The organism is Calidithermus roseus (assembly GCF_003574095.1).
Classification (GTDB): Bacteria; Deinococcota; Deinococci; order Deinococcales; family Thermaceae; genus Calidithermus; species Calidithermus roseus.
Genome location: NZ_QWLA01000066.1, coordinates 1 through 20,018, shown reverse-complemented (window position 1 = coordinate 20,018; position 20,018 = coordinate 1). Strand labels below are relative to the sequence as shown.

Sequence of the window (20,018 nt, the reverse complement as noted above, 5' to 3'; positions counted from 1 at the left end):
GGCGGGCTGGGTTCGCCCGTGCTGCTCTACCTGGCCGCAGCCGGAGTGGGGCGGTTGGGCATCGTGGAGATGGACACGGTAGACCTTTCCAACCTTCAGCGCCAGGTGCTCTTCGCCAGCGACGAGGTGGGCGAACCCAAGGCCGAGGTCGCGAAAAAGCGCCTGCTGGCCTTAAACCCCAACGTCACCGTGGACGTTTACGCGACCCGCCTGAGCGCCGAGAACGCCCTCGAGATCCTGCGCCCTTACGACCTGGCCGTCGACGCCACCGACAACTTCCCCACCCGCTACCTCGTCAACGACGCCTGCGTGCTGCTGGGCAAGCCACTGGTCTACGGCGCGATTCACCAGTTCGAGGGGCAGGTCTCGGTGTTCAACCACGCCGGGGGGCCGTGTTACCGCTGCTTTTTCCCCGAGCCACCCCAGGCCGTGCCCAACTGCGCCGAAGCCGGGGTCTTCGGGGTGCTGCCCGGAGTGGTGGGCAGCTTGATGGCCACCGAAGCGCTCAAGGTGCTGCTCGAGATCGGCGAACCTTTGTCGGGCAAATTGCTCCTCTACGACGGGCTTTACAACGAGTTTCGCACCCTCGGCTTGCGGCGGCGGGAGGACTGTGGCGGCTGTGGTGTAAACGGTGTATCTACACTGAGTGACCTGGAGCTATACTGCGAACGTTAAAGAGCCGTAGTGTTAGAATGCCACGGCTAGAGCGGTCTTCGCGTCGGCTCGATCAGGCGAAGCGATTCACGCAGCTACCCGGGCGCGGGGCCAACGCGAGGGGAACCGCGGGGAACATCCGGTATCTAGCCGGACCGAAACGGAGGAACCATGAGCACCAAAACCATTGCCCGAGGCCTCGAGGGCGTTCTGTTCACCGAGAGCGCGATGTGCTTCATTGACGGTCAGGCAGGACGCCTCTACTACGGCGGCTACAAGATCCAGGACCTGGCGGAGTACTCCACCTTCGAGGAAGTCTCCTTCCTACTGCTGCACGGGCACCTACCCAGCCGACAGGAGCTTCAGGCCTTCAGCCAGAAGCTAACCTCGCTGCGCGCCCTGCCGCCCGCGCTGCTGGAGTCCATGCGGCGCTACCCCAAAAACGCCCACCCCATGTCGGCGCTGCGCACGGCGGTGAGCGAGCTGGGGATGCTCGATGCCGACGAGGACAACGTTAGCCCCGAGGCCTTGTACGAGAAGAGCCTCTCGCTCATCGCCAAGTTCGCCACCATCGTCGCGGCCAACAAGCGTCTGCGCGAGGGCCTTGACCCCATCGCCCCCCGTGCCGACCTCTCCCACGCGGCCAACTTCCTCTACATGAGCAACGGCAAGGAGCCCACCGCCGAGGAGACCAAGCTGATGGACGTGGCCCTCATCCTCCAGGCCGAGCACGGCTTCAATGCCTCCACCTTCACCGCCATTGCCGCTTACTCCACCCACACCGACATCTACTCGGCTATCACCGCCGGGGTTTCCAGCCTCAAGGGCCCGCGTCACGGCGGGGCCAACGAAGCGGTGATGAAGATGATCGGCGAGATCGGCAGCGTGGAGAACGTGGGGCCCTGGCTCGAGAACCTCGTGGCCAACAAGGGCCGGGTGATGGGCATGGGCCACCGGGTCTACAAGGCCTACGACCCGCGCGCGGGGGTGCTCGAGAAGTACGCCAGTATCGTGGCCGAGAAGCAGGGCCACTCCAAGGAGTACGCCATCCTCAAAGAGGTTGAGCGCCGGGCGGGGGCCATCTACAACCCCAAGGGCATCTACCCCAACGTGGACTTCTACTCCGGCGTGGTCTACAAGGACCTGGGCTACGACCTGGAGTACTTCACCCCCATCTTCGCCGTGGCTCGCATCTCCGGCTGGACCGGGCACATCCTCGAGTACACCCGTCTCGACGACCGCCTCCTGCGCCCCGACGCCGCCTACACCGGCCAACTCGACCTGCCTTACGTGCCGCTCGAGCAGCGCTGAGAGCGGTTCCCACGAATACCCCACGCGGACAACCAGGCCGTGTGGGGTAAAACACACAAACACCCGCCTGGATCGGCGGGTGTTTGTGTGAACCGCGCTGAGTACGCCGAACGCTAAACGCGAGTGACTATCGACGGCTACCGCAAGTAGCCTAGCGGATGTCTCTGAAGCCCTCGGGGATGGACAGGCTGCGCCAGCGCAACTTGCCCTCGATCACCGGGGGCCACCACACGAAGTTGGCCCGTCCCGCGATGGCGCTGGCGGGGATGGGGCCGAAGGTTCGCCCGTCCTCCGAACCGCCGGGGGTGCGGTTGTCGCCCATGACGAAGTAGTAGCCGGGCTCGAGCTTCAGCGCTCCGGTGTAGCAGTATTCCTGTCCCCGACTGCGGGCTTTTTCCTCCTCGCCGGGGGGCACCAGCATCCGCAGGGTGTTTTTCAAGTAGGCGTAGTCGGGATCGCTTTCGATATCGGCGGGGGAAACCTGGAAGCGCGACTGGGTGGAGATGCTGGTGATCTGTCCGTCCTTCAGGCACACCCTGGGGTAGTTGTAGTCGCTGGTGTAGAGCGAGCTCTTGGGGTCGAACTCGAGGAAGTCGGTGATGTGGCGCTCGCTCACGGGCTGCCCGTTGATGTAAAGCTGCCCCTCGCGGTAGCTCACCGTGTCGCCCGGCACGGCCACGATGCGCTTGATGAAGAAGGCCCGGAAGGGGAAGCCCAGCACGGGGAAGCGGGCGTAGGCGTTGGGGGTGCCCTCCGGCGGCTTGACGATGGCCACCTCGCCCCGCCGCCACTGGGTCAGGCCGAAGCGCACCAGCCAGGTCTCGTACTTGGGCACGAAGACCCGCTCGCCGTTGAGCAGGGTGGGGTTCATGGAGGAGCCCACCACGCCCACCGTGGTGAAGAGGAAGGTGGTCACCAGAAAGGCCAACAGGAGCGCTTCGCCTACTTGACGAAACCACTCACGGAAAAGATAGTGCCAGAAGCTTCGCATGTTCTCCTCAGTCCCAAAAACCGCAACCTCAACAGCATACACGTTTGCTCGAATTCACAAAGATACCGCCCCCTCCCCCAACACCTCGAGCGCCGCTTTGCGCCCGGCCTCCACGATCTCCTCGAGGCGCTCGAAGTGCTCGATGCCGACGTGGTCGAGCCTAGGCTTGATGTAAAGGTCGGGCGGGTGCATGGCCAGGGTGAGCTGGGTGAGCCGCTGCTGCATGATGCGGGCGGTATGGCGTACCTGCCCCAGGGTGTTACGCAGGCTGCGGTCGTCAGGAGGCAGGGCCGCGTCGGGGGTGACGTCCACCGCCAGTACCTTCTCGGCCCCCAGAAAGCGGGCTGCGACGATGGGGAGGTTGTCCAGCACGCCGCCGTCTACCAGCATCCGCTCCTCGCGCACCACCGGGCCGATCACGCCCGGAATGGCCGCCGAGGCCACCACTGCGCTGGGCAGGTGTCCTTGGTAGAGGTAGATTGCCTGGCCCCTGGGCAATTCCGTGGTCACTGCCACCAGCTTGCGCGGCAGTTCCTCGAAGCGCTCGGGTAGGAACTGGGCGAGGTAGCGCTCGAGCTTGCCGGGGTTGATCAGGCGCAGGCTCATGCTGAAGTCGAAGAGCGAGAGCCAGGGGGCTTTTCGGGCGATCTCGAGGATTTCCTCCGCCCTCTTGCCGCTGGCCCACAGCGCTCCGACGATGGCGCCCATGCTCGTCCCCGCCAGCACCTCCGCCTCGAAACCCCGCTGCTGGAGCACCTCGAGCACCCCGATGTGCGCCAGCCCCCGCGCTCCGCCACCCGAAAGCACCAGCCCTTGCACGAGGCCATTCTATGCCCCGGCCATTTACGGTCCAAAAGCCCAGGACAAACCCGTATAGTTGTGATCGTGGGGTTACCAGGGGCAACGCTGTTGGGCCGTTACCGGGTGATCCGCCCAATAGCCAGGGGGGCGGTAGCCACGGTTTATCTGGCCTTCGACCTGCACGGTACCCCCTACGCGCTCAAGGTTTTCCCCAGGGGCTTTGAAACCCGCGCCGATCGTGAATGGAAGATCGGGGGCGCGTTGCAGCACCCGCACATCAACCCGGTCTACCAGCGGCTGGACCTCAAGGAGCAGTCCGCCGACAAGGAAAATGGCCCGGCGGTGCTCATCGCCTATGCCCCCGGCGAGCGCTTCAACGACTGGCGCTCGCGCCGCCCTGACCTGGTCCTGTGGGTCTTCGAGCAACTGCTCGAGGGCCTAGCCTACATGCATCAGCGGGGCTACGTCCACCGCGACATCAAGCCGGAAAACCTCGTGGTAGACGGCACCGGGCAGGCTCGCCTGGTGGATTTCGACCTGGCGGGTCCCGTGGGCGAACGCCTGCCCAGGCAGTTTCTGGTAGGTACCCCGGCTTACATGGCCCCCGAACTGTTCCTGGGCCAGATCACCAGCCCCGCCTCCGACGTGTACGCCGCCGGGATTCTCCTGTACTGGTCGATCTCCAACGAACTTCCCTTCTTCGGCTCCACCGAGGAGGTGATGGAAGCCCACCTCAAGCACACGGCTCCCCCTCCTATCCCCACGCTGGACACGCGCCTCGAGCTGACCCCGGCGCTGCTCGGCTTCATCTACACCATGCTCGCCAAGGATCCCGCCGAACGCTTCCAGAGCGGTCAGGAGGCGCTCGAGGCTTTCCGGGAACTGGGTGCGGGTAGAAGTCGATAGTTGAACTATGGGGTCGTATGCCAGATGTTAAACGCTGAACGCTGGGAAAGGCTTGTGGCTGGTGGGTTTGGCATTCGGCCACGGGCGTTCGATGTCTTGCTTTCGGCTTTCTGCCTTAGCAGCCGCCCTGGGCATTCTCACCCCTGTTTCATCGCCCGAGGCTAGGCTTCACCTGATGGATTCAATGCACGGCACAACCATCGTCGCGGTGCGCAAGGACGGTGTGACCGCGCTGGCCGGAGACGGGCAGGTGACGCTGGGCCAGACCATCATGAAGACCGGTGCCGTGAAGGTCCGCCGCCTCGAGATAGGCGGCGGCGTCCTGGTGGGTTTCGCCGGAGCAGTAGCCGATTCTCTTACCTTGCTGGAGAAGTTCGAGGCGGCCCTCCAGGGGGCTAAGGGCAACCTCCAGCGGGCCGCGGTGGACACCGTGAAGCAGTGGCGCACCGACCGGGTGCTCAGAAACCTCGAGGCCATGCTGGTGGTGGCCGACCGCGACAACCTGCTGCTGCTCTCCGGCAACGGCGAGGTGCTTTCTCCCGATGAGCCGGTGCTGGCGGTGGGTTCGGGGGGAGCTTACGCCCTTTCGGCGGCCAAAGCACTGCTGCGCTACTCCGGCCTGAGCGCCCCCGAGATTGCCCAGGAGGCTATTCGCATCGCCGGAGAGATCGACCTCTACACCAGCGGCAACCCTACCGTCTACAGCCTTGGAGAAGCATGAGCCTTACCCTCCACAAATCCGACCTTACCCCCACCGAGATCGTGCGGGAGCTGGATAAGTACATCGTGGGACAGGCCGCGGCCAAGCGCGCGGTGGCCGTGGCCCTGCGCAATCGCAGCCGCCGCAAGCGCCTCTCGCCGGAGATGGCCCGCGAGGTCACCCCCAAGAACATCCTGATGATCGGCCCTACCGGCGTTGGCAAGACCGAGATCGCCCGCCGCCTGGCCCGGCTGGCGGGGGCTCCCTTCGTCAAAGTAGAGGCCACCAAGTTCACCGAAGTCGGCTACGTGGGCCGCGACGTGGACTCCATCGTGCGCGACTTGGCCGAGGCCAGCTACCAGTTGGTGATGCAGGAGATGAAAGCCCGCGTGGCCGAACGCGCCGACGTCCTGGCGGTGGACAACGTGGCCTCGCTGCTGCGGGTCTCGGGGGCTGAGCTGCGCTCGGGCCGCTATGATGAGCAGTTCGTGGAGATCGAGGTCAACGAGGAGGCCGCCATGCCCTTCATGGGCATGTTCGGTAGCGAGCAGATGCAGGGGCTGGGGGAGATGCTCAAGAACCTCATGCCCCAGCGCAAGGTGCGCCGCCGCCTGAAGGTGCGGGAGGCGCTCGAGGTCTTGCGCAACCAGGAGGCCGAACGCCTGGTCGATAAGGAAGAAGCCACCCAGGAGGCTTTGCGCCGGGCTCAGGAGGACGGCATCGTCTTCCTCGACGAGATCGACAAGATCGCCCGCAGGCAAGGAGCCACCGGCGGTCCTGACGTCTCAGGCGAGGGGGTGCAGCGCGACCTGCTGCCCGTAGTCGAGGGCACCGTGGTCGCCACCCGCCTGGGGCCGGTCTCCACCGATCACGTGTTGTTCATCGCCGCCGGAGCCTTCCACGTCTCCAAGCCCAGCGACCTGATCCCCGAACTGCAGGGGCGCTTTCCCATTCGGGTTGAGCTCGAGCCCCTGGGCCCCGACGAGTTCGAGCGCATCCTGCGTGAGCCCGCCAACTCCTTGCTGCGGCAATACACCGCCCTGCTGGAGGCCGACGGCACCGAGCTGGTCTTCACCCCCGAGGCCATCCGGGCGGTGGCCGAGTTCGCTCATCAGGCTAACCGTGACCTGGAGGATATTGGAGCACGGAGGCTTTCGACGGTGCTCGAGCGGGTTCTGGAAGAGGTTTCCTTCCAGAGCGACTTAGGACGGGTGGAGATCACCCGCGAGTACGTGGAAGCCAGGTTGCAGGGTGTGCTGGCGTCCCCCGACCTATCGCGATACATCCTGTGAGGAGGCTTTGGAATGCGTTTGTTGTTGCCGGTGCTGATGTTGATAGGGAGCTTCGCGGGGCCCGTGGCGGCCCAGGCGCAGAATCCCGCGCCCAACCAGGGGAACAATTTCCAGGAGCTGCTCAACTTGTGTGTGCAGCTCTTTCGGCTAGGGCGTTACCAGGATGCCCTGGTGGTGTGTGAGCGCTCGGTACGCTCTAACCCCACCAACCCCGATGGCCTGTACTGGCTGGCCCGCACCCAGTTGCGGCTGGGCCTGACCACCGCAGCGGTGGAGAACCTGCGCAGGGCCATCTCCCATAACGCGGCCTACGTGCAAGCCTATGTCGCCCTGGCACAGGCTTACTACGACCAGTACCGCTTTTCCGATGGCCGTGAGGCCAGCAGGGGTTTGCTGGAACAGGCCCTCACGGTCTTGCGCGATGCCGAGCGGGTCAACGCCAGGTACGCCCCCATCTTCGCCACGCGTGGGGCGGTCTACTCGGCGATGGGCAGCTTCGACCGGGCCGTCGAAGCCCTCAACCGCTCACTCGCGCTCGAGCGTGATCCCCAGGTCATCGGTCTGCTGGCCAACGTCTACCTCAAGCAGAGCAAGCTCGACGACGCGCTCGGGTTGCTGGACGAAGGGGTCAAGGCCTTTCCCAAGGACTTCACCCTGCGTCTGAACTATGGCATCGCCCTGCTGATCAAAAACGAACCCGCCGCCGCCATCGAGCAGCTCAAGCAGGCCACCATCCTCAACCCTGCCGAGGCCGAAGGCTACGTGCGCCTGGGCCAGGCTTACCAGGCTGCCAAGGACTGGAAGAACGCCGGAGCCAACTTCCAGAACGCGGTGGTCAAATCGCCGTTCAAGTACCCCGAGGCCTATGCCGGACTGGGCCGGGCTTACCTCGAGCTTGGCGACGCGACCAAGGCCCGTGAGAACCTGACCAAGGCGGTGGCCATGGACCCTCGCAACGCCGAGTACTTCTACTGGCTCGGTCGCGCTAACGAGGCCCTGGGCAACAAGAATGGGGCCAGGGAAGCCTATACCCGTGCCCTCCAGCTCCGCCCTGGTTACAAGGAGGCCGAGGAAGCGCTGGCCAGGGTGCAGTGACGCCTTTTGGACCTCGCCTTGAGAACTCCAACCCTCGACGCTTTCAGCCTTCGCCTTTAGTCTAAAGACGTGCGCTTACGACTGGAGGCCTGGAATCCCGATTATGCGCTGCCGCAGGTAGGGCTGGATGACGGCGGTGGCGTGGAAGGGGTCATCACCGATCTCGAGCCCCCCTGGCAGCCCCTCGAGCCCCCCGCCCAGGAGTGGGGGGTGCTCTACTTCGTCGATGGGCGCCAGCGCATCGACGCGGTGGTGGCCAACGAGTACGGGCAGCGTGCGCTGTTGGTCACGCTGGCTGCCGGGGCGCTGGTGCGGGATGACGCGGGCATTCGTCCTGCGGGAGAACCGCGGATCGAGCGGGTGCTGCTCCACGTCGAGGGCCACGAGTTCGAGCCGGTGGAGATCAGCCCCTTCTGCTATCGCCCGGTGGCCCTGAAGGGGATAAACGACCTGCGCATGCTGGCGGGCAGGGTCAACGAGCAGATGCGCGCCCTCGAGGCCCGCCTCGCCCAGGAGCTTGAAGGTGGACTGGTGGTGCTGGATGGCCCCATCTTCGTCGCACCGGGGCTCACGCCCCGCGAGGACGTCATCGGCTACGCCAAGACCATGTGGCAGCGCTACTTGCCGCCTGCTGAGGAACGCATCCTCTCCCGGCTGGCCCCCGCCCAGCGCACCCCCATCTTCCGCATCCCGCAAAATGCTCGTCGTCCCCTGGAACTCTTCTCCTGGTACATGCGCCTGCCCCTCAACCCCGCCGCTCCCTTCCACAGCGGTGCCGCGCTGCTGCGGGTGGAGACCCCGGCGGGAGATCTGGAGCAGGCCCGCAACCTCGCCGACCTCTCGGTGGGGCTTTTGTGCAGCCTGGCTTCCTCGCCCTCCCGCGACCCCCGCGCCCCGCAGAACCTCATTCCCGTAGGAGGGCTCGAGCTGTGGCTGGGCCGCTACATGGGCCAGGCCGAGGTGGTGCGCCGCCGCATCCTCCAGGGGTTGTTCCCTTGAGTCATTCCACGGTGAGCTTGTCTAGGTGGCCATGCGTGGGTAAAGCTGTTTGAAGGCTTCAGCATGGTAACGGTACTCAGGGGCTCCGACAAAGGGCAAATACACGCTGGAGCTACTCGGGTACAGTAGGCTGATTGCTGAAGGACTGTATGCCATACGCCATGTCAGGAGACGCGATGAAACCGTGTGGAATGGTGCTGGGCAGCCGGGAAGCCGGGGCTTTGGACTTCTGGGTGGCCGTCGAGGAGGGGCAGTACCTGCGCCTCGACGACCTGGTCTACGTGGAGTTTCAACACCCTGACCCCCAAAAAGGCCAGGTGCGCTACTACGGCATGGTGGACCAGGTACTCAAGCTCTACGAGGGTTCGCAATTCGACACCGACGTATTTCTGGCCAATCGCCAGCTATTGCCCGTCAGCTTGTCCTATGCCGCTCACGTCAAGGTGACACGCCTCGACCCCGAGGAGTACCTCCCTCCCGACCCCGGCTGCCCGGTCTTTGTAGCCCGCGAGCAGCACCTCGAGGCGGCCCTGTACTACGACAAGATGACCGGCGAGGGCCACAGTACCCGCCTCCCCGCGGGCATCCTCAAGAACGGCGAGGTAGCCTATATCAACCTCGAGTTCCTCAACGGGCGCAAGGGTGGCCACGTCAACATCTCGGGGATTAGCGGCGTGGCGACCAAGACCAGCTACGCCACCTTTCTGCTCTACTCCCTCTTCGAGAGCGGAGTGATGAAGGACTCCCTCAACGCCAAGGCCCTCGTCTTCAACGTCAAGGGCGAAGACCTCTTCTTCCTGGACAAGCCCAACAAGGGCCTCAAGGAGGAAGACCGCCAGATGTACCACACCTTGGGGCTGCCCGCTGGTCCCTTCCGCAGCGTGGCCTTCCGCGCTCCGCCCAAACCCACCCCCGGCGACATCGTCCCCGACGTAGAGAGCCGCAAAGCGGGCGTGCTGCCTTTTTACTGGGACCTGGTGCAGTTCTGCCGGGAGGGCTTGCTGCCCTACCTCTTCACCGACCGCGGCTCGATGACCAACCTGGGCTTCCTCATCGATCAGGTGACCGAACGCCTGCGCAAGCTGGCCGAGGGGCAAAGGGGGCCGCAACTCTATGTGAGCGACTGGTCCGACCAGGACGGGATGATCGAGGCTGGCATCGAGTGGGACAAGCTCGACAAGGTCCCGATCAGGAGTTTTGCCCAACTGGTGCGCTATGTCGAGTTCAAGCTGCTGGGGCCGGAGGGCGGGGAGGAGGAAGAGAAGCGGCCCAAGGGCGACCCTCGCTGGACTGCCCGCCAGGCCACGGGGACGCTCGAGGCCTTCGTGCGGCGGCTGCGGGCTTCGGTTCACAACGTCGATTTCCTCATCCGGGGCGACAAGAAGGGCAACCCGCCCGACCCCCTCGCAGCCCAGGAACAGGTCTCGGTGGTGGGCATCAACACCCTCTCGGCCCAGGCCCAGATGTTCGTGGTGGGCTCGATTTTGCGCGAGGTCTTCGAGAAGAAGAGCGCCGGGCGGCCTGGTGCGGTGTTCATCGTACTGGACGAGCTCAACAAGTACGCCCCCCGCGAGGACGAGAGCCCCATCAAGGACATCCTGCTCGACATCGCCGAGCGCGGACGCTCGCTGGGGGTGATCCTGATCGGGGCGCAGCAGACTGCCAGCGAGGTCGAGCGGCGGGTGGTGGGCAACGCGGCCATCCGGGTAGTGGGCCGCCTCGACGCCGCCGAGGCCGAGCGTCCGGAGTACCGCTTCATGCCCGCCTCCTTCCGCGACCGCGCGGTGATCCTGCCCCAGGGCACCATGATCGTGCAGCAGCCCGAGCTTCCTGTGCCTCTGCCGCTCAACTTTCCCTATCCGGCCTGGGCCACCAAGGCCTCGGAGCAGGACTTGGGGGCCGAGATCAGCACGGAGGTGCTCGAGCGCGATTTGGGCCTGTGAACGTCGTCCTGTAGGGGCGCTTCATGAGTTTACCCCCCTTTCGTCGGGTGGGCCGATTGAGCCTTAGCCTTCACGCGCCGGGCTCGAGGCCGGTTACCATATAGCCCAACCCATCCACGACCCCGGCGTCGTAAAAGTTCGTAAGGCTGCGAGGAGGCAATCGTGAACAGGTGGACCCGGCGTAAGTTTCTCGAGGCTTCGGCCTTCGGCGCGGGAGCGATTCTCCTGGCCCGGCACGGATTCGCCCAGCAGGGCTCGCTGGCGGCGGGCATGGCGCAAGCGGCCAACCAGTTCCTGAACTCTCTCGGTCCCAATCGCGACAAGGCTGCTTTTGCCTTCGACAGCGCCGAGCGCCTGCGCTGGCACTGGACTACCCCCCGTGGTTTTCCCCGCAACGGAATGGCCCTCAGGGACATGACTCCGGCCCAGCGCACCGCTGCTCTGGCCCTGCTGCGCAGCGGCGTTTCGGAGGCAGGGTACAAGAAGTCGCTGGACATCATGGCCTTGCAGACCGAGTTGGGCCAGGACCCCGAGCTGTTTTACGTCTCGGTCTTCGGCACCCCCGGCGGGCGCGATCCGTGGGGCTGGCGCTGGGAAGGGCATCACCTGTCGCGCCACTACACGATTTTGGGTGAACGGGTGACCATGACGCCCTTCTTCCACGGAACCTGGCCCACCCAAACCCGCGCTGGCATACGGGTGATGGCCCGCGAAGAGGACGCCGCCCGCGAACTGGTGCGCTCGTTGGATGCCCGCCGCCAGAGCATCGCCATCTTCTCACGCGAGACGCTCTTCCGTCACGTGACCTGGAACGAGGTCAGGGTGAGCCCTCTGGAGCCTGTGGGGCTGCTGGTTTCGGAACTGAACCCGGCCCAGGAGCGGCTGGTGCTCGAGCTCATTCAGAGCTATCTGGGCTCGCTGCCCGCGGGGGTGGCAGGTCCCATGTTCGAGCGCATCACCCGTACAGGTCTGGACAAAGTGCGCTTTGGCTGGGCGGGGAGCACGGAAGCGCGCCGCCCCTACTACTGGCGTTTGCAGGGGCCCACTTTCCTGCTCGAGCACGACAACTCGCGCAACGGCGCCACCCACATCCACAGTGTCTGGCGTGACTACGAGGCCGATTTTGGGGCCAACTTGCTGTAGGCCATGTCCTCTGCCCATACGGACCGCCTGCTGCACTGGCTGTTGCGGCTGGGGCTGGCCGGAATCTTCATCAGCAACAGCATCGGAGCCTGGTACGACACCAGCTCCTACATGGACCTGCTGCGCACGAGCTTCATGGGACGCGTGATCGCGGATTTGCGCCCCTGGGTGGAGTTTATCAAGCTCAACGACCTGGTCGTCGGGCTGCTGGTGCTCAGTGGGCTGTGGCACAAGTACGTGCTGGCCTGGGCGGGCTTGTGGCTGATCGTGGCCACGATCATCCGGCTTTCGGCGACCTTTTTCCCCTGGGTCTAAAGCCAACCCTTCTCCCTGGCGATGCGGGCGGCTTCCACCCGGTTGTGCGCCCCTAGCTTGCTGATGGCCTCGGAGAGGTAATTGCGCACCGTGCCTTCGGAGAGGCCCAATTCGGCGGCGATCTCGGCGCTGGTGCGGCCTTCTCCGGCCAGGCGCAGCACCTTGCGCTCGCGGTCGGTGAGGGGGTCTTCCTCACTCCAGGCTTGGGCGGCCAGGTTGGGGTCGATGGCCCGGCCACCCAGGTGGACGCGGCGCACGGCCTCGGCCAGTTCGGAGGAGGGCGCGTCCTTGAGGAGATAGCCGCTGGCCCCGGCTTCTAGCGCCCGCCGCAAGTACCCGGCGCGACCGAAGGTGGTCACGATGACGACGCGGGTCTTGAGGCCCAGCCGCTTGACCTCGGCGGCGAGCTCGAGCCCGGTCATGTGGGGCATTTCGATGTCGGTGAGCAGGACGTCGGGCTGATGGGCCTTGACCTCTTCGAGCGCGCTCTTGCCGTCCTTGGCTTGGGCGACGACCTCGATGTCGCCCTCGAGTTCGAGCAACGCAGCCAGGGCTCCGAGCACCAGACCTTGGTCTTCGGCGATAATGACGCGGATCATAGGGTGTCGGGTTTGGGGTGAAAGGTTGTGGGGAGGGCCTGGGAGGAGACGCGTCCGGGTTCGGGATAAGGCAGCCTGAGGCTCAGCTTGGTGCCGCCGTCGCCGCTGTACTCGAGGCTGCCCCCCAGCGCTTCAGCCCGCTGGCGCATCCCCTGCAGCCCCGAGCCCTCCTCCAGCAGGCCGCCTTTGCCGTCGTCCTCGACCTCGAGGCACAGGCTGTCCCCGTCGTTGAGCAGCCGAACTGCGCAGCGGGTAGCGCCCGAGTGGCGGATGACGTTGGTCACGGCTTCGCGCAGGGCCATGCTGAGGACTATTTCCTGGGTGGGGGAGAGGGTGAGGGGTTGGGCATAGTAGTCCAGGCGTATCCCGGCGGTCTCGAGCGCCAGTTTGGCTCCCGCTAGCTCGCCCTGCAAGCCCCTCGTCTTGTACCCCTGCACGGCCTCGCGCACCTGGGCGGTGGCCTGGCGGGAAATGCGCTCGACCTCACGCATCTCCCGAGCGGCTCGAGCGGGGTCGCGCTCGGCGAGCTTGGCGGCCAGTTCGGCCTTGAGGGTGATGACCGAGAGGGTGTGGCCTAGCAGGTCGTGCAGGTCGCGGGCGATGCGCTCGCGCTCGGCGATGGCCGCCAGGCGTTGGTTCTCCTCCAGGGCCGCCTCGAGCTGGCTGCGGTGGTGGTCACGCTCGGTTTCGCTGACGTTGCCTAGACCCACACCCAGTACGAACACTGTGGTGAGAAAACAGTAGATCAGCCCCATTTGCCAGGGCATCCCCAGCCCGAGGAGGATTGCCAGGTAAAGCGCCGAGGTCCCTAGCAGGCTCCAGATCACCCGCAAGGCCAGCCTCGAGGGCCACACGGTGCCCGCGATGGCCGAGGCGTAGATGATGTAGACGTTAGCCCCGTAGTTGAAGGGGGCCACGATCAGACCCATGGCGGCAAGTGCGGCGGTCGCGGTCAGGCGGGAGCGGTTGTCGCGGGGGCGGCGCAGGAAAAAAACGAGACAAACCGCTGCCGAGGCTAGCGTGAGCGCCACGTTGACCCAGCCGAAGCCCTGTGGGTCGAAGGCGGGTTGCCACAGCAGGTTAGCCAGGTAGACCAGATAGGCGTACTCGAACCATCTGTGCCGCCGGGAGGTCGAAGGCTTGGGTTGTGGAGCAGACATAGGGTCAGTCTAGTTCCTCCAGGTTGAACTTAACTGAACCGTTGCCCCTGGTCGCGGCGGTAGCCCCACAGAGCCAGGAACCCGAAGACCAGCGTGAAGGCCCCTAGCCAGAGGAAGTCCTGCGCCTGCCAGGGCTGATCGGTTACGGCGGGCCACACCACCTCGCCCCAGTGGCGGGTAGGAGTGAACTGCGAGAGCTGTCGCACCACCTCGGGCAGGTGCTGTGGCGGAACCCATAACCCACCTACGAACGACATCGGCAGGTAGAGAAGCTGGGCCAGGGTGCCCGCTCCCCTGGGCGAGGCGAAGTAGCCAATGGCAAAGCCCAGGAGGCTGATCGGGATAGCGCCGGCTACCAGAGCCAACGCCAGGCGGCCCCAGGCCGGGGGCGAAAGGTGAGCAGGCGTGGTGAGGTGGGCTACCAGAGCCATCACCGCCACCGCACACGCAGCGAAGGTGAAGCCGTTCATGACCCTCGAGACCAGCCGACTCAGCGGCGAGCCGGGCAGTGTTCGCTCGTACGCCGCCCACGCCGAGGCCCGGTCCTGGGCGATTCCCACCGCGAAACCGAAGAACAAGGCCCCCATTGCTGCGAAGATCATGAAAGAGCCCATCACGAAATTGGCTTCGGCGCTGTTCCGGACGCCGGAAGGGGCGAAGAACAGGAAGAAGAGTGCCGGGAAAACGATGCTGCCGATGAAGTAGCCGGGGTTGCGCGCGAGGCTGAGCACACTGGCTTTGTACTGGGCGAGGACGAGCTTCATCTTTCTCCTTTCGCTTCGCGCCTGGAATCGCCCGTCAGGACGATGAAAGCCTCCTCCAGACTCACCGGCTGGACTTCCAGGTCGCTGAAAGTCGCCTGTCCTACCAACTGGCGCACGACGGCATCCGAGTCTGGGGTATAGAGCACGAAGGAGCCGCCCCGGTGCTCGAGCTTGCTGACGCCTTCGAGCGGGGGCACCTCGGCGGCACGGAAGCGCACCTGCCGCAGCCCCACCCTGGCCTTAATCTGCGCCACCGTTCCCTCGGCGATGATCCGGCCGTGGTCGATGACGGCGATGCGGCTGGCGAGGGCTTCGGCTTCCTCGAGGTAGTGGGTCGTCAGCAGAACCGTGCCCCCTTGGGCCTGATACTGCTTCACCCCTTCCCACAACGAGCGCCGTGCCTCCACGTCGAGGCCGGTCGTGGGCTCGTCGAGAATGACCAGCCGGGGGTTCCCGGCGAAGGCCAGCGCAACCGCCAAGCGGCGCTTCTGCCCGCCGGAGAGCCCGCCGCACTGCCGCCGCTCGAGCCCAGCTAGGCCGAAGCGCTCGAGGAGTTCTTCCCTGGGCATCGGGTCGGGGTAGTAAGCCTGCACCAGGTCGAGGACTTCCTCCACACGCAGCTCGTTCGGCAGCCCGGTTTCCTGGGGCGTCACCCCGAGGTTGACCCTGGCTTTGGGGTCTCGTGGGTCGAGCCCAAACAACCAGGCCTTCCCGCTATCGGCTTTCCTCAAGCCCGCCAGCAGGCTGATCGCTGTGCTCTTGCCGGCTCCGTTGGGACCCAGGAGGGCCAGCACCTCGCCAGGGCGCACCTCGAGGCTCACGTTATCGAGGGCTTTCACGCTGCCGTAGTGCTTAGAAACCTGCTCGAGCACCACCGGGCTCGGGGGTCTGTGGACGACGTCGGTGAGACTGCGAACCATGAATCCCTCCCAGGCCGCAGTCTCGCAGGGCCGGAGGAGGAGGGGTATTGCTAAAGGTCAGCGCCGGGCGGTGACAAATGTCATGGGGGAGGGTTGCGTGCTGAACGCGGGGGGCGGGTCGTACGTCGTACGCAATACGCAAAACGCGAGATGCCCTTTGTTTACCCCCCTTAACAAGGGGGGCTGGGGGGATACCCCCTCCCCGCACGCAGGGAGAGAAGGGGAGGGGTAAACCACGAGCCACGAGCGACAAGCTGTCTTTGCTGAGGGCTGAAAGCTGACAGCTTACCGCTTCCTATACCGGACTCGGTTGCCCTAGCTTGGCGAAGAAGCAGTGCGTGAGTGCGATGGCGATGGCGTCGGCCTTGTGACTGGGCTTGGGGGTTTCCTTCAGCCCCAGCACCGCCCGCACCATAAAGGCCACCTGGTCCTTGTCGGCGTGGCCGTAGCCCACCAGCGCTTGCTTAACCTTGGGGGGGCCATAGCCATAAACCGGCAAATCGTGCTGGGCCGCCACCACCAGCAGCGCTCCCATGGCCCAGCCCACCTTGTAGGCCAGCTCGTTCTGGCGGTAGAAGAACTGCTCCTCGACCGCGATGGCCTGGGGCTTGTAGGTGCGAACGACCTCGAGCACCGTCTGATAGATCCTGCCGATGCGTTCGGGGGCCGGGGTGGAGTGCTTGGTGGTGATCACGTCGGCATACAGCAGGCGCTGCTGCTTACCCACCTGCTCGACCACCCCCAGCCCCATGTTGGTGATGCCGGGATCAATGCCGAGGACGATCATAAGCGCGAGAGAAAGCCGTCGGCAGGCAAAGCAGGTAGCTTTCCGCCTGTTGGTCTTCGGCTATCGACGTTAGTGCCCTCCAACCGGTTTGCCCCCATCTTGGGGTACTCAGTTCCCCCGCTTGGGCATGTCCCCGTCCCCGTAGCGGATGAAGGCTGGGATGTCGATGTTGGAGAGATCGACGTTGCTGGCGGGGAAATCTACCAGGCGTGAGCCGGCGGGTTTGGCGATCACCGCTCCCTCGCCGAAACCTGCTGCGATGAGGATTACGCGCATCTCGTCCTTGGCGCGCTCGTCGTAGGTAAGGCCGTAGAGCACGTCCACGTCTTCCATGCCGGTGGCCTCGCGGATCTGCTCGGCTACTGCCGAGGCCTCGGCCAGGCCCAGCTCCTCCGAGCCCACCACGTTGACCAGCAGCTTGCGTGCTCCTTCGATGGAGCGCTCGAGCAAAGGCGAGTGCACCGCGCTCTTTACCGCGTCGGCCACCTTGTTCTCGCCCTGGCCCGCGCCGATGCCCATCAGCACCTGTCCGGCGTTCTCCAGCAGGGTTCGCACGTCGGCGAAGTCGAGGTTGATCATGCCGGGTAGGTTGATCACGTCGGTGATGCCCTTGACCCCGTGATAGAGCACCCGGTCGGCCACCATGAAGGCGTCTTTCATGCCGATCTTCTTATCCAAAGCCTGTAACAGGCGATCATTGGAGACCACCACCATCGCGTCTACGCGCTCGCGCAGCTTGCGGATGCCCTCCTCGGCAGCCCGCATTCGGCGGGGGCCTTCCCAGGAGAAAGGACGGCTGACCACGGCCACGGTGAGGCAGCCCAGCTTCTTGGCGATGTCGGCCACCACCGGAGCGCTGCCGGTGCCGGTGCCGCCGCCCATGCCGGCGGTGACGAAGACTAAGTCGGCGCCCTCGAGCTGCTCCTCGATCAAGTCACGGGTTTCCTCGGCGGCCTTTTCGCCGATTTCGGGGTTGGCTCCGGCTCCCAGGCCACGGGTGAGCTTGTCGCCCAGCTGGATGCGCATGTCGGCCAGGCTGGTTGCCAGTACCTGGGCGTCGGTGTTGGCGGCGATGAACTCCACTCCCGTCAGGCCCGACTCGATCATGCGGTTGACTGCGTTGTTGCCAGCACCACCCAGGCCGATCACCTTGATCACCACGTCACCCATAACCCCATCTCCTTAGAAGAAGTTTTTGAATACGCCCTTGATTCGTTCCCACAACCCCGGCCCCTCGTCTTCCTTGTGGCTGCCCGTAGCGTTGTTCGCGCTCTGGGACTTGCGCCCCAGGCGCAGCACGCTGGGCTTGGCTGAGGCTGGCTGGGCGTGGAGGCTGGCGTAGCGCACCAGGCCCACCGCGGTTGCATGGGTGGGGGAAGCCACCACGTCGGTCAGTCCTGAGATCCCGATAGGGCGACCCAGCCGCACGGGCAGGTTGAACTGCTTGCGGGCGAGTTCTTCCAGGCCCCGCACCAGGGCACTGCCCCCAGTGAGCACCACCTTGCCCACCGTGATCTCCATCGGACCCAGCGCCTCATCGACGTTGGAGCGGGCGAAGTGTAGGATCTCGCGCAGGCGCGGGCGGATGATCTTGGCCAGCTCGGTGGCCTGCACCACCTGGGGCGGGCCGCCTTCCTGGTTGATCTCCAGCACCAGCTCGGGGTCGGCTAGTTCGGGCAGGGCGGCCCCGTACTTCTTCTTCACCCGCTCGGCCTCCTCGAAGGGGATGCGCAGCAACTGGGAGATGTCGCTGGTGATGTGGTCGCCGCCCAGCGGGATCACCGCAGAGTGGGCCAGGCGACCGCCCTTGAACACGGCCACGTCGGTGGTGCCCCCGCCCACGTCGATGAGCATGACCGTCATGCTCATCTCTTCGGGTGAAAGCACCGCCAGGCCCGAGGCATACGATTGCAGGATCACCCCACCCACGCTCACCTCAGCGTCCTCGACGGCCTTGCGCAAGTTGATGATGGGACCGCGCCCGGCAGCTACGAGGTGAACATCTACCTCCAGCCGCACTCCAGCCATGCCGATGGGATCGCGGATGCCCTCCTGCCCGTCTACTCTGAACTCCAGCGGCAGGGCGTGGATCAAGTCCACGTCGCCCTCGAAGGGATAGGCTTTGGCCTGTTCGATGGCCCGGTCAATGTCGGCCTGGGTGATGCTGTGCCCGCGGCGGATGGCGGCCAGGCCGTGGCTGGTCACGCTCTTGATGTGTGAACCCGCGACCCCTACGAACACCTGCTCGGCCTTGACCCCGGCCACCCGCTCAGCCTGGAAGAGGCTCTGCCGGATGGCTTCACTGGTGCGCTCGAGGTTGGTGACGACCCCGCGTTTGAGCCCTTGGGAAGGAACGGTTCCCTCGCCGATCACGTCCAGGTGACCGTCGGACGAGAGTTCACCAATCACCGTGCATACTTTGGTGGTCCCTACGTCAATTCCAACAAGAATCATCGGCTTTTACTCTCCCCCCAAGAATAGAGGTAGGTGGGCTTGTTTGCAAGGGATTTACGGTCGCTGGCCCACTTTTGCAATTCGGCAGCCGTGGAGGCCCATACCTCGAACCCCTCCCCACGGACCGTGTAACCCGCAGGAGTATAGCGGATCGAAGTAGCGTTGGGAAGGGCCTTAACGATGGTGATTACATCGCTGAGCCGAATTGAGCCAATCCCCTCGACGCGGGTGGGGGTCTTGGGGGGGTTGGGCAGGAGGACCCCGTCGCCGCTGAGCCCCCACTCCACCCCCTCGAGCACCAGCGTGGCCAGGGCTTTGCGCTCCTCGAGCACGATGCGCAACTGGCCAATGGCCGGACGCTCGAGCCGGGCCGAGCGCACCCAGGGGTTAGCGCGCAGCGCCTCGAGGCGGTTGGGCCAGGCCCACAGCCAGGGCGTGCCGACCTCGAGGCCGGTGACGGCGCGCACCTGGGTGTCGGAGAGTTGGATATTGCCCACGACTTCCACCCGCTCCACCGGCCATACTACCCGGCTCCCTATGCCGAGGGCGGCCAGCGTGAGCAGCGCCAACAAGCTTCGGATCACACCCCCACCTCCTCCGCTTCCAGCTTGCCCCAGATCTCCCACTCGACTTCCAGTGGCAAAAGCCCCTGCACCTTGCGCAACAGCGTGTAGACCTCCCGCGCCGTGGCTCCGCCCAGGTTGACAATGAAATTGCCGTGCTCGTGGCTGATCATGGCCCGACCCACGGTGAGCCCCTTGAGCCCGGCCTGGTCGATGAGGCGGCCTGCTGAATCCCCGGCGGGGTTCTTGAAAGCACAGCCCGCGCTCTTTTTCTTGGGCTGACCCTTGCGGGCGGCGTCCACCAGAGCGATTTTGGCCCGCACTGCCTCCTCGCCCACCTCCCGCAAGCGCAGCTTCGCGCGGGTCACGATGGCCCCGGCGGGCAGCGCGGAGTGGCGGTAGGAGAAGCCCAGCTCCTCGGGGCGGTAGACGTGCAAAGCTCCGTCGTGGAAGATTTCGACGAGCTCGAGCGCCTCGGCCATCTCCCCGAAGCGGGTTCCGGCGTTCATCCGAATGGCCCCGCCTACCTGGGCCGGGACGCCATACAGGCCCTCCAGGCCGGAGAGGCCCAGCCGGGCGCTCTTGAGCAGCAGGCTGCTGACCAGGGCCCCCGCCCCCACC

At 65.3% G+C, this 20,018-nt stretch carries 21 protein-coding genes; 10 read left to right on the top strand and 11 right to left on the bottom strand.

The window, feature by feature from the left end; all coding sequences use genetic code 11:
• On the top strand, positions 1-675 hold a 675-nt coding region (locus Mrose_RS14350; protein WP_119279403.1), incomplete at its 5' end, for a HesA/MoeB/ThiF family protein.
• 150 nt (positions 676-825) lie between these two features.
• Positions 826-1,965 (top strand): citrate synthase/methylcitrate synthase, encoded by a 1,140-nt coding sequence (locus tag Mrose_RS14345; protein WP_119279399.1) that lies wholly within the window; start codon positions 826-828, stop codon positions 1,963-1,965.
• A gap of 151 nt (positions 1,966-2,116) precedes the next feature.
• Here Mrose_RS14345 and lepB read toward each other — a convergent pair whose 3' ends face one another.
• Both lepB and Mrose_RS14335 read right to left on the bottom strand, forming a co-directional pair.
• The gene (lepB, locus tag Mrose_RS14340) at positions 2,117-2,956 is read right to left on the bottom strand and encodes a signal peptidase I (protein ID WP_119279398.1); all 840 of its coding nucleotides are present in this window, start codon (positions 2,954-2,956) and stop codon (positions 2,117-2,119) included.
• Positions 2,957-3,010: 54 nt separating this feature from the next.
• Entirely contained in the window at positions 3,011-3,775 is a 765-nt protein-coding gene (locus Mrose_RS14335; RefSeq protein WP_119279396.1) for a patatin-like phospholipase family protein, read from the bottom strand.
• A 66-nt stretch (positions 3,776-3,841) separates the two neighbouring features.
• On the opposite strand from Mrose_RS14335, the gene Mrose_RS14330 reads away from it, so the two are divergent.
• The 8 genes from Mrose_RS14330 (at position 3,842) to Mrose_RS14295 (ending at position 12,150) form a co-directional block, all read left to right on the top strand.
• A complete protein-coding gene (locus Mrose_RS14330; protein ID WP_182482838.1) occupies positions 3,842-4,663 on the top strand; it encodes a serine/threonine-protein kinase in 822 nt (273 codons plus the stop codon).
• A gap of 175 nt (positions 4,664-4,838) precedes the next feature.
• Positions 4,839-5,384 (top strand): ATP-dependent protease subunit HslV, encoded by a 546-nt coding sequence (gene hslV / locus Mrose_RS14325; protein ID WP_119279388.1) that lies wholly within the window; start codon positions 4,839-4,841, stop codon positions 5,382-5,384.
• Complete coding sequence (gene hslU / locus Mrose_RS14320; RefSeq protein ID WP_119279386.1) at positions 5,381-6,655, top strand: ATP-dependent protease ATPase subunit HslU; 1,275 nt, start codon at positions 5,381-5,383, stop codon at positions 6,653-6,655. Before hslV ends, hslU begins: the two co-directional genes overlap by 4 nt.
• Before the next feature lie 12 nt (positions 6,656-6,667).
• The gene (locus Mrose_RS14315) at positions 6,668-7,750 is read left to right on the top strand and encodes a tetratricopeptide repeat protein (protein ID WP_245969950.1); all 1,083 of its coding nucleotides are present in this window, start codon (positions 6,668-6,670) and stop codon (positions 7,748-7,750) included.
• A 69-nt stretch (positions 7,751-7,819) separates the two neighbouring features.
• Positions 7,820-8,749 (top strand): DNA double-strand break repair nuclease NurA, encoded by a 930-nt coding sequence (locus Mrose_RS14310; protein WP_119279384.1) that lies wholly within the window; start codon positions 7,820-7,822, stop codon positions 8,747-8,749.
• Positions 8,750-8,925: 176 nt separating this feature from the next.
• Positions 8,926-10,692 carry an ATP-binding protein gene (locus Mrose_RS14305; protein ID WP_119279382.1) on the top strand — a complete coding sequence of 589 codons (1,767 nt, stop codon included), beginning with the start codon at positions 8,926-8,928 and terminating at the stop codon, positions 10,690-10,692.
• A 162-nt stretch (positions 10,693-10,854) separates the two neighbouring features.
• Positions 10,855-11,835, top strand: coding sequence for a DUF3500 domain-containing protein (locus tag Mrose_RS14300; protein ID WP_119279381.1), 981 nt, complete (start codon positions 10,855-10,857; stop codon positions 11,833-11,835).
• A 3-nt stretch (positions 11,836-11,838) separates the two neighbouring features.
• On the top strand, positions 11,839-12,150 hold the full coding sequence (locus Mrose_RS14295; RefSeq protein WP_119279379.1) for a hypothetical protein: 312 nt from the start codon (positions 11,839-11,841) through the stop codon (positions 12,148-12,150).
• Here the strand turns inward: Mrose_RS14295 and Mrose_RS14290 are convergent.
• From Mrose_RS14290 to Mrose_RS14250, 9 genes are all read right to left on the bottom strand, one after another.
• Positions 12,147-12,749 carry a response regulator transcription factor gene (locus Mrose_RS14290; protein WP_119279377.1) on the bottom strand — a complete coding sequence of 201 codons (603 nt, stop codon included), beginning with the start codon at positions 12,747-12,749 and terminating at the stop codon, positions 12,147-12,149. The two genes, Mrose_RS14295 and Mrose_RS14290, sit on opposite strands and share 4 nt — an antisense overlap.
• Positions 12,746-13,909, bottom strand: a complete 1,164-nt coding sequence (locus Mrose_RS14285; protein ID WP_119279375.1) for a sensor histidine kinase — start codon at positions 13,907-13,909, stop codon at positions 12,746-12,748. Before Mrose_RS14285 ends, Mrose_RS14290 begins: the two co-directional genes overlap by 4 nt.
• Positions 13,910-13,938: 29 nt before the next feature.
• Positions 13,939-14,673: an ABC transporter permease gene (locus Mrose_RS14280; RefSeq protein ID WP_119279373.1), complete on the bottom strand. Its 735-nt coding sequence runs from the start codon at positions 14,671-14,673 to the stop codon at positions 13,939-13,941.
• A complete protein-coding gene (locus Mrose_RS14275) occupies positions 14,670-15,593 on the bottom strand; it encodes an ABC transporter ATP-binding protein (RefSeq protein ID WP_119279371.1) in 924 nt (307 codons plus the stop codon). Before Mrose_RS14275 ends, Mrose_RS14280 begins: the two co-directional genes overlap by 4 nt.
• 295 nt (positions 15,594-15,888) lie before the next feature.
• The gene (gene ruvC, locus Mrose_RS14270) at positions 15,889-16,380 is read right to left on the bottom strand and encodes a crossover junction endodeoxyribonuclease RuvC (RefSeq protein ID WP_119279369.1); all 492 of its coding nucleotides are present in this window, start codon (positions 16,378-16,380) and stop codon (positions 15,889-15,891) included.
• A gap of 108 nt (positions 16,381-16,488) precedes the next feature.
• Positions 16,489-17,550, bottom strand: coding sequence for a cell division protein FtsZ (gene ftsZ, locus Mrose_RS14265; RefSeq protein WP_119279367.1), 1,062 nt, complete (start codon positions 17,548-17,550; stop codon positions 16,489-16,491).
• 12 nt (positions 17,551-17,562) lie between these two features.
• Positions 17,563-18,834: a cell division protein FtsA gene (ftsA, locus tag Mrose_RS14260; protein WP_119279366.1), complete on the bottom strand. Its 1,272-nt coding sequence runs from the start codon at positions 18,832-18,834 to the stop codon at positions 17,563-17,565.
• The gene (locus Mrose_RS14255; RefSeq protein WP_182482837.1) at positions 18,831-19,418 is read right to left on the bottom strand and encodes a cell division protein FtsQ/DivIB; all 588 of its coding nucleotides are present in this window, start codon (positions 19,416-19,418) and stop codon (positions 18,831-18,833) included. Before Mrose_RS14255 ends, ftsA begins: the two co-directional genes overlap by 4 nt.
• Positions 19,415-20,018, bottom strand: a 604-nt coding sequence (locus tag Mrose_RS14250) for a UDP-N-acetylmuramate dehydrogenase (protein WP_119279362.1), incomplete at its 5' end; no start/stop codon positions are given. The genes Mrose_RS14250 and Mrose_RS14255, both read right to left, overlap by 4 nt.